Origin of the sequence: Sorangium sp. So ce836 (assembly GCF_028553905.1) — a bacterium.
Classification (GTDB): domain Bacteria; phylum Myxococcota_A; class Polyangia; order Polyangiales; family Polyangiaceae; genus Sorangium; species Sorangium cellulosum_D.
The window spans coordinates 5,842,839-5,858,420 of sequence record NZ_CP102233.1; the positions used below are offsets into that span (position 1 = coordinate 5,842,839).

12 protein-coding genes are annotated in these 15,582 nt (G+C 70.6%); 6 read left to right on the forward strand and 6 right to left on the reverse strand.

The window, feature by feature from the left end; translation table 11 throughout:
- Positions 1-27 precede the first annotated feature (27 nt).
- A complete protein-coding gene (locus NQZ70_RS21085) occupies positions 28-2,280 on the reverse strand; it encodes a cyclic nucleotide-binding and patatin-like phospholipase domain-containing protein (protein WP_129575814.1) in 2,253 nt (750 codons plus the stop codon).
- Positions 2,281-2,653: 373 nt separating this feature from the next.
- Between NQZ70_RS21085 and NQZ70_RS21090 the strand changes: the two genes are divergently transcribed.
- Positions 2,654-3,640 carry a fatty acid desaturase gene (locus tag NQZ70_RS21090; protein WP_207217908.1) on the forward strand — a complete coding sequence of 329 codons (987 nt, stop codon included), beginning with the start codon at positions 2,654-2,656 and terminating at the stop codon, positions 3,638-3,640.
- A complete protein-coding gene (locus NQZ70_RS21095; protein WP_237245477.1) occupies positions 3,637-4,350 on the forward strand; it encodes a hypothetical protein in 714 nt (237 codons plus the stop codon). Before NQZ70_RS21090 ends, NQZ70_RS21095 begins: the two co-directional genes overlap by 4 nt.
- Positions 4,351-4,425: 75 nt before the next feature.
- Here NQZ70_RS21095 and NQZ70_RS21100 read toward each other — a convergent pair whose 3' ends face one another.
- Positions 4,426-5,427 carry an alpha/beta hydrolase family protein gene (locus NQZ70_RS21100; RefSeq protein ID WP_129575816.1) on the reverse strand — a complete coding sequence of 334 codons (1,002 nt, stop codon included), beginning with the start codon at positions 5,425-5,427 and terminating at the stop codon, positions 4,426-4,428.
- 228 nt (positions 5,428-5,655) lie between these two features.
- On the opposite strand from NQZ70_RS21100, the gene NQZ70_RS21105 reads away from it, so the two are divergent.
- The 3 genes from NQZ70_RS21105 to minE all read left to right on the forward strand — a co-directional run bounded on the left by NQZ70_RS21105 (position 5,656) and on the right by minE (position 8,046).
- Entirely contained in the window at positions 5,656-6,531 is an 876-nt protein-coding gene (locus tag NQZ70_RS21105) for an enoyl-CoA hydratase/isomerase family protein (protein ID WP_129575817.1), read from the forward strand.
- 361 nt (positions 6,532-6,892) lie between these two features.
- Positions 6,893-7,720, forward strand: a complete 828-nt coding sequence (gene minD, locus NQZ70_RS21110; protein ID WP_020736015.1) for a septum site-determining protein MinD — start codon at positions 6,893-6,895, stop codon at positions 7,718-7,720.
- 11 nt (positions 7,721-7,731) lie between these two features.
- Positions 7,732-8,046 (forward strand): cell division topological specificity factor MinE, encoded by a 315-nt coding sequence (minE, locus tag NQZ70_RS21115; protein ID WP_020736016.1) that lies wholly within the window; start codon positions 7,732-7,734, stop codon positions 8,044-8,046.
- Positions 8,047-8,165: 119 nt separating this feature from the next.
- On the opposite strand, the gene NQZ70_RS21120 is transcribed toward minE, so the two are convergent.
- Together NQZ70_RS21120 and NQZ70_RS21125 are read right to left on the reverse strand one after the other, a co-directional pair.
- Positions 8,166-9,107 (reverse strand): SWIM zinc finger family protein, encoded by a 942-nt coding sequence (locus NQZ70_RS21120; protein ID WP_129575818.1) that lies wholly within the window; start codon positions 9,105-9,107, stop codon positions 8,166-8,168.
- Positions 9,104-12,247: a DEAD/DEAH box helicase gene (locus NQZ70_RS21125; protein WP_272828947.1), complete on the reverse strand. Its 3,144-nt coding sequence runs from the start codon at positions 12,245-12,247 to the stop codon at positions 9,104-9,106. Before NQZ70_RS21125 ends, NQZ70_RS21120 begins: the two co-directional genes overlap by 4 nt.
- Before the next feature lie 423 nt (positions 12,248-12,670).
- Between NQZ70_RS21125 and NQZ70_RS21130 the strand changes: the two genes are divergently transcribed.
- Positions 12,671-13,888 carry a hypothetical protein gene (locus NQZ70_RS21130; protein ID WP_129575819.1) on the forward strand — a complete coding sequence of 406 codons (1,218 nt, stop codon included), beginning with the start codon at positions 12,671-12,673 and terminating at the stop codon, positions 13,886-13,888.
- Between the two features lie 195 nt (positions 13,889-14,083).
- Here NQZ70_RS21130 and NQZ70_RS21135 read toward each other — a convergent pair whose 3' ends face one another.
- Positions 14,084-14,686 (reverse strand): peroxiredoxin, encoded by a 603-nt coding sequence (locus tag NQZ70_RS21135; protein ID WP_129575820.1) that lies wholly within the window; start codon positions 14,684-14,686, stop codon positions 14,084-14,086.
- 11 nt (positions 14,687-14,697) lie between these two features.
- Positions 14,698-15,327: a DUF3501 family protein gene (locus NQZ70_RS21140; protein ID WP_129575821.1), complete on the reverse strand. Its 630-nt coding sequence runs from the start codon at positions 15,325-15,327 to the stop codon at positions 14,698-14,700.
- Positions 15,328-15,582: the final 255 nt, after the last annotated feature.

The following is a 15,582-nucleotide window of genomic DNA, read 5'->3' on the forward strand; positions in this document are numbered from 1 at the left end:
GGCCGGACTCCCGTCGCGCGGAGCTTGCTAGTAGTCGCGATTGCGGCAGAACGCGCTGTAGCGCTCCTTCACCTCCTCGATGAACCGAGGCAGCTCCGGCTGCACGTGCTCGACGATCTTGTCCGCGAGGTGGTAGTCCATGACACCGAACTTCCCGAGCAGCGGCGCGAACGTGAGATGGGCGGCGGTGGCCTGACGCGTGCCTGCCTCGTGCATCAGCAAGAACATCGATCGCAGGCCGTCCTGCATCCGGCCGAGCGGCGAGAGCTGGGATAGGATGCGCGTTGCGCGCCGCTTGTGGATCTCCCGCGCAAGCCGCGCCGGGGCCGGGATCACGTTGGACGCGATAATGAAATCGGCCCCCTCCTCGACGAGCGCGCTTACCGGCACGTTGTTGGCGATGCCGCCGTCCACGTAACGCACCCCGTCGTGCAGGATCTCCGGGGGAAACAGCGTCGGCAGCGCCGCGCTCGCGAACATCGCCTGGATCGCCGGCCCATGGCGGAAGATGCGCGCTCTGCCCGTCTGGATGTCCACCGCCACGGGAAAGGTCGGCAGCGGCATGTCCTGCAGGTAGCGGTGATTCAGCAAGTTCTTCTCGATCAGGTGCTCGATCGGCTTGCGCGTGATCGGCGCGAACGCGAGCCGGAAAGCGGTCTCTCTCCTCAGCTTGATCAAGGTGTCCAGACCGTCCTGCCCGCGGCTCCCGAAGGCGCACGCGACCACGCTCCCCATGCTGGTCCCCGCGACCATATCGACGGGGATACCGGCGTCGTGGAGCCCGCGCAGGAGCGCCACGTGCGCGTAGCACCAGGCGGACCCGCCTCCGAGGGCAACGCCCACCGCCTGGTGCGAGAGCGTCCGCGCCAGGCGCTGGAGCGCAGTCCGGTTCGCCAGCGGAAGCGACTCGTACCGGAGCTCGGCGCCACGCGCGCCGTCGATCGAGAGCCGGATCGAGCCGCTCCGTACCATGTGCGTCTTCTCCGCGCCCGACGAGCGCACCTCGACGTACTGCACGGGTGCGAGCTGGGGCGTCTCGATCGGGAAGGGATGCCGGAGGTCGTCCGTGAAGTAGACAGCCGACGAGATGCGGTTGTCGATCACCTTGTCCCAGACGGGCTCCTGGAGCCATCCGAGCGCGTCCGGCGCGCTCGTGTACAGGAGCAGATACCGGTTCCCGAGCCGCTTCGCGTGCTGGTCGAGGATCTCGATCGCGCGCTCCGGGTCCTTCGGAAGCTCGAGGGCCTTGCTGTCCGCGGCGAGGCGGCTCCCTTCAGGGGCGACCTCCAGCAAGGCCACGTCTTTCTCCCCGGCGTCCGAGAACGCCGCCTGGATCAGGGCGGCGACGGAGCGCGCATCGCACGAGAGGCGGTTCACGACGAGGATCAAATCCTGTGGCTTCGACGCCACCTTGGGCGATCCGACCCGCGTGATGAGGGCGCGGCGGAAGGAGCCGCAGGCCCGCCGGAGGGCCTCGATGTCGATGCGATCGATCGCCAGCACCTCCGTGTCGTGCTTCACCTCGGCCGACTCCGTGCGCACCTCCGACGTGAGGACGTCGGTGTCGCCGAACAGGACGCCTCGGCCGAGGATCGTGACCTTCTCCTCCTGGCCGTCCGGCGCCTCCGGCTTCAACTCCACCTCGCCACGGACGACCAGGTAGCAGTAGTTCGCCGGCTCGCCAGCCCTGTAGATGAACGTCCCTGTCGGGTACCGCAGGAGCGTCATCTCCTTGAGGAGCCGGTGGCGGAGCACGGAGCTCGAGTTGCGGAACAGGGGAGCGTGCTGGAGCAGCTCGGCGAGCTCGGCCTCCCTCGCGTGCTTCGAGAGGCGCACGGTGAGCTGGGCGCGGAGCCCGGGCGCCTTGATCTCGGCGCGGCGGAGCGCGTCCCGGTCCCAGCTCGCCACGACGGTCCGCCGCGTGGTGGCGAACGAGTAGAGGTTCGGCTCATCGAGGATCAGCCCGGCACCGAAGACGTCCCCGCGGGTGAGGCTGGACATCACCTCCCGCAGCGCTTCGCCCCAGTATGCGTCCACATCACCCTTCAGGATCAGAACGAGGCGGTCGGCGTCCTGCCCCTCCTGAGCGACCACCTGGTCGGCGGGCAGGACCTCGACCCGCGCCGTGCTCACGAGCGCGCCGACGTGTTGCTCGCTCAGCGCACGGAAGCTGGACGAGATGCCGATGACTTCTTGAAGATCCGCCTGGGCGCTCGGCTCCGTCGAGACCGCGATAGCTCCGCTCTTGGCGGCGTTCGTCGTCGTGCTGTTCATCAACATGGTCGTCACCTCACTGCAGGGTTAATTGCAGGCGAGTCGCTCGCTGAGGAGCGCGATGGCGGCCCCGCTGTCCACGCGCCGCGACACCTTCTATCCTGGCTGCCCCAGCCGGTTCAAGGAGATTTTATCTACCTCAGCGAGAAATGCGCTCACCCAATCCAGAGCAGGCTCGACAGATTCATGACATTGCCTGTTGAGTGTGGACGGAACAGAGGGACATAAATTTGTTGGCGTCGTCACCTGATGCTTGACTTTCTTTGAGTCAGGCAAGAATATGCGATGCGTTAAAGGCACGACGCGAAGCACCTACGCTTCATCAGGTCCTCTTATGATGGCATCGAGCAATGCTCGCAACTGGCCGTCGAGGCTCGCGGTGCAGAAGATTCGACTTGTCAACTACCGAACGCCGGACGTGCGACGGAGCACAGCACAGCTCACGACGTCGCTCATGGCGTTCTGTCTCGCGTGGACGCTGGCCTGGGCGAGCCTACGCGTCTCGTATGCGCTGACGCTTCTGCTCGCGATCCCGACTGCCGGGTGCATGGTCCGGCTCTTCGTCCTCCAGCACGATTGCGGCCACGGATCGCTGTTTCGATCGCGGATGGCCAACGAGATCGTGGGCTTCTTTCTCGGCGTCCTGACCATGACCCCGTTTCAGTGCTGGCGCCGGTACCACAACACCCACCACGCGACGTCCAGCAACCTCGACCGGCGCGGCTACGGGGATGTCCGCATGCTCACGGTGAGGGAGTACGCGGGCCTGTCGCCCAGGGGGAAATTCGCTTACCGAGTGTACCGCTCCCCCCTCGTCCTCTTCGGCGTGGGGCCGTTCCTCCAGTTCGTGGTGAGGCAGCGCTTCGCCTACTACGTCCCGAAGGACTGGAAGATCGAGCGCTGGAGCGTCCATGCGACCAACGCGGCGATCCTCGCCTGTGCCTACGGCATGGCGAGGCTCGTCGGGCTGGCGCCGTTCCTCGCGGTACAGCTGCCGGTCATGGCGTTGGCGGCCTCCATGGGGGTTTGGCTGTTCTACGTCCAGCACCAGTTCGACGGGACCTACTGGCGACGCCGTCCGGAGTGGGACTACGTCTCCGCGGGGATGCTCGGCAGCTCGTACTACGTGCTGCCGCCGGTGCTCCGGTGGTTCACGGCGAGCATCGGGCTCCACCATATCCACCACCTGGACAGCAAGATCCCGAACTACCGTCTCCAGGAGTGCCTCGATGAGAACCCAGAGCTGGCGCGCGCCCCACGCCTCACGCTGTGGAGCAGCCTGGCTTGCGCGTCGCTGAAGCTCTGGGACGAAGATGCGGGGCGGATGGTCAGAACCTACGCGCTCGCGCAGGAGGAGAGCCGATGAACGGGATGTTGGATACGACGGGCGGCGCGATCGCTGCAACCTTGCTCGGGGCCGCGATGGGCTATGTCACGGCGACGCTCGTGGAGTCGTTCGCCCATCACCACATCTCCGACGCGCGGCCCCGCCGGGTCCGGTGGTGGACGCAGCACCCGCGCCTCTTCAAATATCTCATCCGGACCCACTACTCTCATCACAGCGTGCACCATCTGAGGACGTTCCGGAAGGATCACGTGACGCAGTTCCGGAATGACGACGAGCGGCGAGCGCTCGACGCGGAGCTCGCCGAGCGCGGCGCTCACGGGCAGATCGTCCTGAGGTCGAACTACGCCGTCAAGCTGCACGGGACGGGCGCGCTCGTCTTCGTCTCGCCGCTCATCCCCTTCCTGCCGGTGGTCTACCTGCTGCTCGGGCCGTGGGGGCTCGTCGGTAGCGTGCTCCCGATGCTCTGTCCGCCGCTGTTCAGCAACTATCTCCACCCCTACCTGCACATGCCACACGAGGTCGCGGTGACGAAGGCGCCACCGCTGATTTCTTGGCTCCTGCGCACGCGGTACGGCCGCGCCGTGGCGAGGAACCATTTCATGCACCACCGGTACATGAACTGCAATTTCAACCTGATGCTCGGCGGCGACATCCTCCGTGGGGTGAGCCGGCGGCCGAGCCACAAGGACATCGCAGAGATGCAGCGGATCGGGCTCCGCCTCGATTGAGGTGGAGCCGCACGGCTGAGGTGGAGCCGCACGGGCCGGCCGGGCCCGGGCGGGCGCCGGCGGTCCGCCGCCGCGTCAGGCCGGAGCCGTCCGGCGCAGTCGCTCCATCGCGTCCAGCGAGGCGCGCCGCAGCGCGCCCGCGTGCTGGAGCACCGTGCCGACGTGGCCGGTGTCCAGCCATCGCACCTCGCTGCCCTTCCAAAGCTCGTGGAGCCTCTGCACCTCCCCTGGGTCGACGTAGCCGTCGCGGCGCGCGCCGATGATGACGGCGGCGTCGGGAGAGCGCGGGACCGCGTGCCGATCGAGATCCGCGGTCGCGAAGAGCCGGGCGAGCCTGCTCCGGGCCCCGGTCGTGCCGCCCTCGCCTCGGCCCAGGCGCTCGAAGTCGATCGAACGGGAGAGGAGCCCGGTCGTGAAGGCATATACCGCAGACCGGCCGGCGCTGAATATCGCCGCGGCGAGCGGCCGCGGCGACAGCGCGGCGGCCAGCGCGGCCATGCTCCCGCCCATGCTGAAGCCGGTGACCCCCAGCCGCGTATGCCCCTCCTGCGCAAGCGTCTCGAGGAGGCACAGGCACTCCTCCAACATTCCAAGGTTCATGAGCATGTGGTCGCTCACGGTGTGGATCGCCGAGCCCCGCTGCCCCGGCGGCCTGCGGAGGCCGTAGAGAGGGTTCTCGAGCAGCAGCACGCCCATGCCTGATTGCTCCACCATGGGCCCGAAGAGGCGCGTGCGGACGGCGAACCCTTCCTCGCCGGACGACGCCAGCGAGACGTACATCGGCCGAGGTTGCATCGAGCGCTCTCTGCGCGGCAGAAGCGCGCGCACGTGCCCTCGGCTCGCGGCGTCCGGCAGCCCGGCGGTGGGCGAGGTGAAGGTGCCGTCGCGGACGAGAAAACCGCCCTGGGCGGTCGTGACGGGGGACCACGCGATGGCAAGCGGGCAAGGGCGCGCGCCGAGCTCCAGGGTTGGAGCGAATCGGTCGAGCAGCGTCTGCTCGCCCCAGCCGCCGGCGAAGAGACGGCGTCGGGTCATCGCGAGGGAGAGGGTGTAGTCCAGCCAGTGCACGGAGCCCATAAGTGTGAGGATGCTAGCATTTCTCCCCGATCCGTGTCTTCCGCCGGAGAGCGGCCGCCGCCCGGCGCGCGGGCGGTGCCGTGGCTCGCGCGCGTGGACGCGCGTGGAGAGGCATGCGAGGACACGAGCGCGTGGCTCGCGCGCGTCGTGGCTCGGGAGGTGTAAGCGGGCGAGCCGAGTCCAGCGCGGTCTGCGCCCTGTCCCTCTACGGCTCCGACACAAGAGGCGATGTACGAGCGCGAGGAGCGAGCGTGCGAGCGAGCCCGTGAGCAAGCCGCGGTTGAAAGCGCGGGCGTGCCCCGTTATAGCAACGATATGAGTGAAGACGTCCTCCTGACCGAACGTGACGGCGCCGTAACGGTGATCACCCTCAATCGCCCCAAGGCGAGGAACGCTCTCGATCCCGCCTTGCTCAAGGCGTTGCCGGCCGCCCTGCTGGCTGCAGGCGACGACCCCGAGGTGCGCGCCATCGTGCTGACCGGCGCGGGCGGCGCCTTCTGCGCCGGCGCGGATCTCAAGGCCGCAGTGAGCAGCGGCGTGGACCTCTTCGAGCAGCTCGACGGGCTCGTGGACGTGTATCACTCGATGATCCGCGCCATCGTGGGCGCGCCCAAGCCCGTCATCGCCATGGTCGACGGCGGCGCTGTCGGCTTCGGCTGCGACCTCGCGCTGGCCTGCGACATGAGGGTGCTCTCCACGGAGGCGTACCTCCAGGAGAAGTTCGTGAAGATGGGCCTGATGCCGGATGGCGGCGGCACTTTCTTGCTTCCGCGCCTCGTCGGGATCGCGCGGGCGATGGAGCTCATGCTGACGGGCGAGCCGGTGAACGCCGAGCGCGCGGTGGCGCTCGGCCTGGCGAACCGGGCCGTTCCGGCTGCATCGCTGCGCGAGGAGACGATGCGCCTCGCGCACCAGCTCGCGAAGGGACCGCCGATCGCATTTGCCGAGATCAAGCGCTCGGTGCGGGAAGGGTTCGGGGGGACGATCGACGGAGCCCTCAAGCTGGAGAAGGCAGGCCAGCTGAAGTGTCTCCGTTCGAATGATTGCCTGGAGGGGGTCGCGGCGTGGATGCAGAAGCGCGAGCCTGAATTCAAGGGCAAGTGACCCGCACCGGCGAAAGCCGCGTGCCTTCAGCGCACCTGCCGGAAGCGAAGCGGCAAGGGGAGGGCTCCGCGACCGGAGCACCCCTGCACGGAAACTGCGACCGGCTCAGCTTTCCCTACATGTAGGTTATTTGGATCTGAGCTGCCGGCCGATCTAAGCTAAGAAATTTCTCCGCAAAAAAGTTGTTCGTTCGGCGCGCCATGGCGTACCCAGTCGAGCGCGTCCCCGGCCTCAAGGGAATCGGGTGGGCGCCGAGCTCCGAACACGTCGACGGCGCCTCCTCAGCGCCGGAGGGACGGGCATCCGGGCGGGCTCGGCCGTCGGACAGCCACGTCTTTCGAACCATCTAAGGAGGTTTCTGGTGTCAAAGGTAGTCGTCGTCACCTCGGGCAAGGGCGGAGTCGGCAAGACCACCACGACCGCAAACCTCGCGTCCGGTATCGCGGCTCTCGGTTACAAGACGATTGCCATCGATTTCGATGTGGGTTTGCGCAACCTCGACCTCGTGATGGGGTGCGAGCGCCGCGTGGTCTACGATCTGGTCAACGCGATCCGCGGCGAGGCGACGGTCCGCCAGGCGGTGATCAAGGACAAGCGGATCGAGACCCTCTATGTGCTGCCCGCGTCGCAGACGCGGGACAAGGACGCGCTCACGATGGACGGAGTCGGGCGCATCCTGGACGAGCTCCGCGCCGCTGGCTTCGACTACATCTTCTGCGACTCGCCGGCCGGCATCGAGTGGGGCGCCCAGATGGCGATGTATTTCGCGGACGAGGCGATCGTCGTGACGAACCCCGAGGTCTCCTCGGTGCGCGACTCGGACCGCGTGCTCGGCCTGCTCGACGCGAAGACGCGGAGGGCGGAGCTCGGCGAGGAGCCGGTGAAGACGCACCTCCTGCTCACGCGGTACGCGCCGGCGCGCGTGGCGAAGGGCGAGATGCTGGGGCACAAGGACGTGCTGGAGCTGCTCGGCATCCCGCTGCTCGGCGTGATCCCGGAGTCGCAGGCGGTGCTCCAGGCGTCGAACGCCGGGACGCCCGTGGTGCTCGATCCGACGAGCGACGCGGCGCAGGCCTACCTCGACGTGGTCCAGCGCTTCCTCGGCGAGGAGCGGCCGCACCGCTTCCTCGAGCCGGCCAAGAAGGGGTTCTTCAGCCGGATTTTCGGCGGCCAGGCGGCGACCGCCTAGGGGGTTGTGCCATGTCGATCATGGATTATTTCCGGAGGTCGCAGCCGAAGTCGGCGACCGTGGCGAAGGAGCGTCTGCAGATCATCGTGGCGCGCGAGCGCGTGCGCCCGACGGGCGAGCCGGATTATCTGCCGCGGCTCAAGCAGGAGCTGCTCCAGGTCATCTCGAAGTACGAGCGGATCGATCTGGACCAGGTGAGCGTCAACGTGGAGCGGAGCGGCGACTGCGACGTGCTCGAGCTGAACGTGGTGCTGTCCGAGTCGGAGCGTGCCGCCGTGCGCGCCGCCGCGTCCCGCGCGGGCGCCCCCGCCGCGCGGAGCTTCTGACGGGGCGCGCGCGGGGCGCGCCTCGACCCGGTTTCAGCGCTCCACCCAGTCCAGGAGCTGGACCGCCCTGTTCCACCGTGCGGGCGCGTGGCGCCGCGCCAACCGGATCGTTAGGTAGCCTAACTATCGGATTTTCCGCTTCGACGAGGGCCCTCCGCCATCGCGATCTCCCGCGCCCGCTCGGAGGCCGCCCGGATCAGCGGGCCGAGCAGCTCCGCCGGCGAGCGCTCCTCGCTCCAGCCCGGCGGCTCGCCGAGCTGCGTCAGGAGCGCCGCGTGGGCCGCGGGCGGCGTCAGCGCCACGTCGAGCGCCGGCGGCGGCTCGCGCCACGCGTCGAAGTCGCTCGCCTCCATCGGGCCCAGCGTCACCGTCGCCACGGGCGGCTCGTCGGCGGCGCAGGGCGCGCGTTTCCGGCCCGCGCCCCCGCGCGCTCTCCGTCCCCTCGCGCCGCCCGGCGCGGCGCCCCGGGCGGCGCGGAGCGCCTCGATCACCTGCGCGCGCGTGCGCCCGCGGAGCTCGAACAGCAGGAACGGGTCCTTGTCGAGCGCCTCCCCGAGCACGTAGTGCGTCGCGGCGACGTGCTTGCACGGGTTCGCCCAGTCGGGGCACGAGCAGGCCGTGGTGAGGTCCTCGGGCCGCTCCGGGAACAGGCTCGCCCCGGCGCTCCGGAACGCCTCGTCGATCTCCTCCGGCATCCGGCCCGCGAGGAGGTCCGCCGCGAACTTCGCCCGCGCCGCCATGGCCGCGATCGCCTTCGCCCACGTGGCGTCGTCGAGCCGCGCGATCGTGAGGATCACCTTGTACGGCTGCGGCCGCGAGCCGGTCACGCGCGCCGTCACCAGGCCCGGCTTCACCTCGAGATCGTGCGTCCGCCCGGCGCGCGCATACGTGCGCCCGCGGCCGAGGCGGGCCGCGTCGTCCGGCGACATCCGCTCGAGCGCCTCCACCCAGCGCTTGCCCCACCAGGTCGCGCCGGCCCGCTTCATCCGGATGCCCCTCGCCGGCGGCGGCGGCTTCGGCCCGGCCTCGCGGCGGATCTGCGCCCAGCGCGGCGCGCTCATGTCCGCGCCTCGCCCCGGCCGCGCGCCGGACCGCGCGCGGAGCCCCGCCGGCGGCCCTCCGCGGGCCGCTCCCCCGGCTCGCCCCCCTCCGGCCGCTCGCCGCCCGGTTCCGGCTCGTCGCGGTCGTCCAGCTCGCCCGCGAGCGCCACCGCGTCCCGCGACAGCGCGAACAGCTCGCGCAGCGACGCGTCGTCGAGCTCGGTGATCCACGCCTCGCCCTCGCCCACGACCCGCGCCGCCAGGTCGCGCTTCTGCTCCAGCATCCGGTCGACCTTCTCCTCCACGGTGCCCGCGCAGACGAGCTTGTGCACCTGCACCGCGCTCCGCTGCCCGATCCGGTGCGCGCGGCCCGACGCCTGGTCCTCGACCGCGGGGTTCCACCAGCGATCGAAGTGGAACACGTGGCTCGCCGCCGTCAGGTTGAGCCCCGCGCCGCCGGCCTTGACCGAGAGGACGAAGACGCGCGGCCCCCGCGGATCGTCCTGGAACCGCCGCACCATCTCGTCGCGCGCGAGCCGCGGCGTGCCGCCGTGCAGGAAGAGGACCTCCGTGTCGAGCGACGAGGCGAGGTGCCGGACCAGCCGGTCGCCCATCTCGCGGAACTGCGTGAACACGAGCGCGCGATCCCCTTCCGCGAGCGCCTCCTCGAGCATCTCCGTGAGGCGCGCGAGCTTGCCCGACCGGCCCGCGAGCGGCCCCGCCTCCCCGAGGTATTGCGCCGGGTGGTTGCAGATCTGCTTGAGCATCGTCAGGAGCGCGAGCACGAGCCCGCGCCGGGCGATGCCCTCGGCCTCCTCGATGCGGCGCATCGCCTCGTCGAGCGCCGCCTGGTAGAGGGTCACCTGCTCGCGCGTGAGCGCGCAGAAGACCCGCGCCTCGATCTTCGGCGGAAGGTCCGGAACCACGGTCGGATCCGTCTTGACGCGACGCAGCAAGAACGGCCCGACGATGCGCCGGAGCCGCTCTGCGGCCTCACGGTTGCCGTAGCGCTCGATGGGCACCGCGTAGGCGCGCCGGAACGCCGCGAGCGGGCCGAGCAGGCCGGGGTTCGCGAACTCGAGGATCGACCAGAGCTCGGCGAGGCGGTTCTCGACGGGCGTGCCGGTCAGCGCGATGCGGTGCGGGGCGCGGAGCGCGCGCGCGGCGCGGGCCGTGCGCGAGGCGGCGTTCTTGATGTTCTGCGCCTCGTCCAGCACGACCGCCGCCCAGTCCACGCCGGCGAGCGCCGCGGCGTCGCGGCGGAGGAGGCCGTACGTGGTCACGACGAGCGCGCCGCCCCCGCCGCCGTCGCCCTGCGCGCCGCCTCCCGCGCTCGCAGCCCGCGCCGCGAGCTCCTCGGCGGAGCGGGCGCGCCCCTCGCCGTAGTGCCGCACGAGGGGCAGGGCAGGGGCGAAGCGCGCCGCCTCCCGCTCCCAGTTGCCGACCACCGACGTGGGCGCGACGAGCAGCGCCGGCCGCGCGTCGTCCGGCGCCGCCGCGCGCCGGCCCGAGAGGAACGCGAGCAGCTGGACCGTCTTGCCGAGGCCCATGTCGTCGGCCAGGCAGGCGCCCAGCCCGAGGCTCGCCATCGTCTGCAGCCAAGCGACGCCGCGCGCCTGGTACGGGCGCAGCGCCCCCGCGAACCCCGCGGGCGGCGCGGCGGCGCGCTCCGCGCCCGACCGCAGCCGCGCGATCGCCTGCGCGAGCGCCCCCTCGGCGACCACGGGGACCGACAGGCCATCGATCTCGGCCTCGCCCGCGAGCGCGACCTCCAGCGCCTCGCGCGCCGGCAGGCGCCCGCCGCCGGCCTCGAGGCGCCGCTGGATCTCGGCGAGCTCCTCGGGCACCACGACGACCCAGGCCCCGCGGTGCCGGACGAGCGGCGACTTCTGCCGCGCGAGCGCGGCGAGCTCGCGCGCCGAGAGCGGCTCGTCGCCGAGCGCCGCCTCCCACGCGAAGTCGAGCGCCTCGTCGAGGCCGAGCCCGGCGCTGCCCGCGACCACGCCGGCCGCGCGAGCCGCCCCGCCGACGCGCAGGCGGAGGCGCAGGCGGCGCTGCCCCGAGGCGAGGAGCTCGCCCGGCACGATCACGCCGAACCCCGCCTCGCCCAGCGCCGGGGCGGCCTGCGCGAGGAAGGCCCACGCCTCCGCGGGCTCGAGCGCGACCTGCTCCGGCCGCGCCTCGCCGAGGGCGCGCGCGATCGGCGCGAACAGCCGCGCGGCGGCGCCGAGGGCGGCGAGGAGCGCCTCCTGCGGGTCGGAGAACGCGCGCCCGAGCGCCTTCAGCGTGCGACCCCGGGCCTTCCACACGTCGGCGGCGGGCACGAGCAGGCTCGGATCGTCGGTCGCCTGCAGCAGGAAGCGGAGCGCGAAGCCGCGGTCGCCCTCGGGCAGCTCCAGCCGGAAGCAGGCGCGCAGCGCGTCGCAGGCCCCGAGCGCGGGCCGGACCCAGGCGTCGAGGTCGGCGACGAGCGCGCGCTCGGCGAGCCCGTCGGTGGCGAAGGCGGCCAGCGGGCTCGTCAGGGCGAGGACCAGCCGGTGCTCCCAGGGCGCGTGCGCCGGCCGCGGCGGCGCCTTGGGGCGGTTCGTCGCGCTGCCGCGCGCGAGCGTGTCCGCCACGGCGTCCAGGAACGCGCGCAGCAGGGCCTCCGCGGACCACACCTCCGGGGCGGCGCCCGCGCGGGGGCGCCCGCGGCCCTCGCGGCCGTCGAGGGCGGCGGCGGCCTGCGCGCCCGCCGGCACCGCGTGCGCGGCCGGCGGCATGGCGCGGGCGAGCGCCGCGACGCGCGCGGCGTCCTCCGGGGCGGCGAGCGACGCCGCCCAGCGGGCCTCGGCGCGCTCGCCGGCGGCGCCAGCGGGCGCGACGCGGGGCACGACCCGCTCGCGCACCACGAGGTCGAGCGCGAGCTTGCTCGCCAGGCTCCACGCCGCGACCGACGGCGGCGCTCGCCCGAGATCGTCCTGGGCCATCCTGACGAGGGCGGACACGCCGTCGAGGAGCGGCGCGGCCTCTCCGGTCTTCTTCACGGCGCGCCCCGCCTCGGTGACCACCACCGCCTCCGCCGGGGTCGTCGCGCCGAGCGACCGGGCCGCGGGCCGATCAGGGGCCGAGTCGTCCCAGAGGAAGAAGCGGAGATCGTCGGGCAGGAAGACGAGCGGCATCGACGCGCAGATTCATGGCACAACTGGCCAGGACGAAAAGGGGCTTCGCGCATCGTGAGCTGAAAAAAGCGACTGGCCGGACGGGAGCGCGCCCGCTGAACCGTGGCTGCGACCCATTCCGGAGCGAGGCCGCAAATTGCCATGATTTGTTGGGAAGACCCGATTCGCAGGGTCGGTGAACGTGCCACGGAAAAAGAACATGGCTCGATGGAATGCGCGCCGCGGCCCGCGGCGCTGGACACTCGGCGACCTCGACCGTGACCCTCGCGCAGGCTCGCCACGGGCGCGCGCGGCTAAGGAGCCGGCCGAGCGCCACCCTGCTCGGCCAGCCTGGGAGAGGTGGTGATGATGAGCTGCGGGCTGGGGGGCGGCCATGTCATGCTCGATCCGTGACATGTCACGCTCGATCCGTGACATGTCACGGTGGACGCGCTCTCTCTCCGCCAGCGTTGCCGCGAAAATGCGCTCGATCTCGCTATCCAAAGGCTGGCCCGACGTTTGCTGGCACCGGCCGCGTTGATGAAGCGAGAGATGAACCGCCAAGGCATCAACGACGCCAAGACAGGATTCTCTTCTCGGCGGCTTGGCGGTTCGAAGCTCTGCGTTTTCACGAGAGAGAACAGAGGCCAAAGCATGCGTTCAACAATGCGACCCATCCATTTGCGCCCCATGTCGTCGCTCGGCGCCTTGCGTCCGGCGTCCGTGGAGACGCCCGCGAGCGGCGATGACCACGCGGAAGCCACGTATCGTCGCCGCTCCGCCTCCATGCACGCGCCGCGGCCTTTGCGGCTCGGAGGCGCTCTCGCCGCGGTGCCGGCGCTCTGTCTGACGTTCGCGAGTCCGGCGTCCGCTGCGGTTCCGGGCTACGAGCGGGTCATCAACAACAGCGCTCACGATTCGGTGTTCACCAAGAGCGTGACCGTGACCTGCCCCGCCGGTAAGAAGGTGCTCGGGACGGGCGCCCGCGTCTATAACAGAGATAACAACCCCGGGTTCGCGAGCGTGGTGCTGGACGATATCAGGCCCAACGCGACGTTGACGTCCTTGACCGTCACGGGGTACGAGGACGCGGCGGGCACCAGCGGGAACTGGGAGGTCTGGGCGATCGCGAACTGCGCCGACCCGATCCCCGGCCTCGAGCGGGTCCAGGCGGTCAGCGCCAGCGATTCGCTGCTCACCAAGACCGTGGTCGCGACGTGCCCGAGCGGCAAGATGGTGGTCGGCAGCGGCGGCGAGATCACGAACGGCCTCGGGCGCGTCATGATCGACGACCTTCGTCCCGACTCGCTGCTCTCCAGCGTCACCGTGACCGGCTACGAGGACGCGCTCGGGACGACCAACAACTGGACCGTGACCGCCTACGCCATCTGCGCCGATCCTCTGCCCGGGCTCCAGCGCGTCGACGCGTTCAGCGCCGCCAACTCCATCGGCAGCAAGTGGGTCGTCGTGGATTGCCCGACCAACACCGTGCTGCTCAATTCCGGCGCCGAGATCTCCAGCGGCCTAGGCTTCGTCGGCCTGAACGAGGTGGGTCCACCCAACATGCTGTTCATGGGGACTCTGACGACCGCCCTCGAGATGATGAGCGGCACGACGAACAGCTGGACCGTGGACGCCTATGCGATCTGCGCCACGCCTTGATCGCGGTCGAGCGGTGAGCGAGTGACGTGCTCCCCGGGGGCCGCTGGTTCAGCATGGCCGGCAGATGGCCCCCGGCCTCACGGACATGGATGAATCCCTCCGTCGCGCCCGTCGAGCGCGACCGGACGCAGGGGAACCCGACGGTTTCTCGCCTGGCCAGGTCACCCGGCCCGGCTCCCGGTGCTCGCGAGCCTGTCAGAGCTGCGCGGCGTGCTCGGAGAGATAGGCGGCCACGCCGGTGGTCGAGGCCGTCATGCCGCGCTCGCCTTTCCGCCATCCGGCCGGGCAAACCTCGCCGTGCTGCTCGTGGAACTGGAGCGCATCGACAAGCCGGATCAGCTCGTCCATGTTGCGCCCGAGCGGCAGATCATTGACGATCGCGGAGCGCACGACGCCGTCCCGGTCGACGAGGAACGCCGCGCGAAGGGCCACGCCGTCCTGGTTCTCGACGCCGTAGGCGCGGCAGATCTCGTGCTTCACGTCGGCCGCCAGGGTGAAGCGGACCGGCCCGATGCCGCCCCGCTCCACCGGGGTCTCGCGCCAGGCGTGGTGCGTGAACGCAGAGTCGATCGAGACCCCGATGACCTCGACGTTGCGCTCGCGGAACGCCTCGATCCGGTGATCGAGCGCGATCAGCTCCGAGGGGCAGACGAAGGTGAAGTCGAGGGGATAGAAGACGAGGAGCCCATACTTCGACTCGATGGACTTCGAGAAGCGGAACGCGTCGGAGATCGAGCCGTCCGGCAGGACGGCGGCGCAGGAGAAGTCAGGGGCTTTTTTGCCCACCAGCACGGTCATATCCATTCCTTTCACGAACAATCGGCGACAGACGACAGCATCGGAGCGCGGGCAGCCGGCGCGCTGTCCGCGCCGAGGCCCAGGGCGAGCTCGTCCACCGTCTCGCGCGAAAGCGCGACGGTCTCGAGCCCGCCCGCGTGGTGGACGCCCAGGTGGACATCCGCGCGCCGCTCGAGCAGCGCGCGGACGGCGGCGTGGTCGAGGGAGAACCGCAGGTAGTGCACGGGGCAACACGGGTCGTCCACGGGGGAGAGCAGCTCGGCGGCGACCCTCCGCTCGCCGAGCAACAGCATCACCACGGCCTGCCCCGCGGCGAGGCCCGCGATCAGGGCCTGACCCGCGAGCGGGGGCCCGCCGTGGATCATGAGCGTGGCGGTGAGCTCGCCGGCCCTCGGGATGAGGCGGTCGTTCTCCGCGATCTCCTCCCTGACGCGCTCGGGCCTCACGGGGCGCTCGAGCCAGAGGATCTCCTGGATGTGGTAGAGGACCGTCTCGCGCGACTCGAACAGGACCGAGACGTGGGGGCCAACGGTCACGCGGCGCCGGCGCTTCAGCGCGATGATGCGGCCGCGGTACCTCGCGCGCACGAGGTCGTAGGCGTCGGTGGAGAGGAGATCTTCGGGGGCGATGGCAGGGGTCATCGAATCCTCATCCCGGCCGAGCGCGGGCCCACGAGCCTACGAACAGGAGCGGAGGCACGATCGGCGGCGGAGAGCGCGTCCCGGCGAGCCGCGCTCGACGGTGCCTCCGAGATAGCACGGCTCCTCCGAAAAGCAAATGAAAATCACTTTCATTTTCAGGATAGCCGCGGCGTCCTGCGGCTCGATCTCTCGATCGATGAACGTGACCGGCGCTAGAGCAAACGGGTTGAAACCGCTCGAAAGAGCAGAGAAATG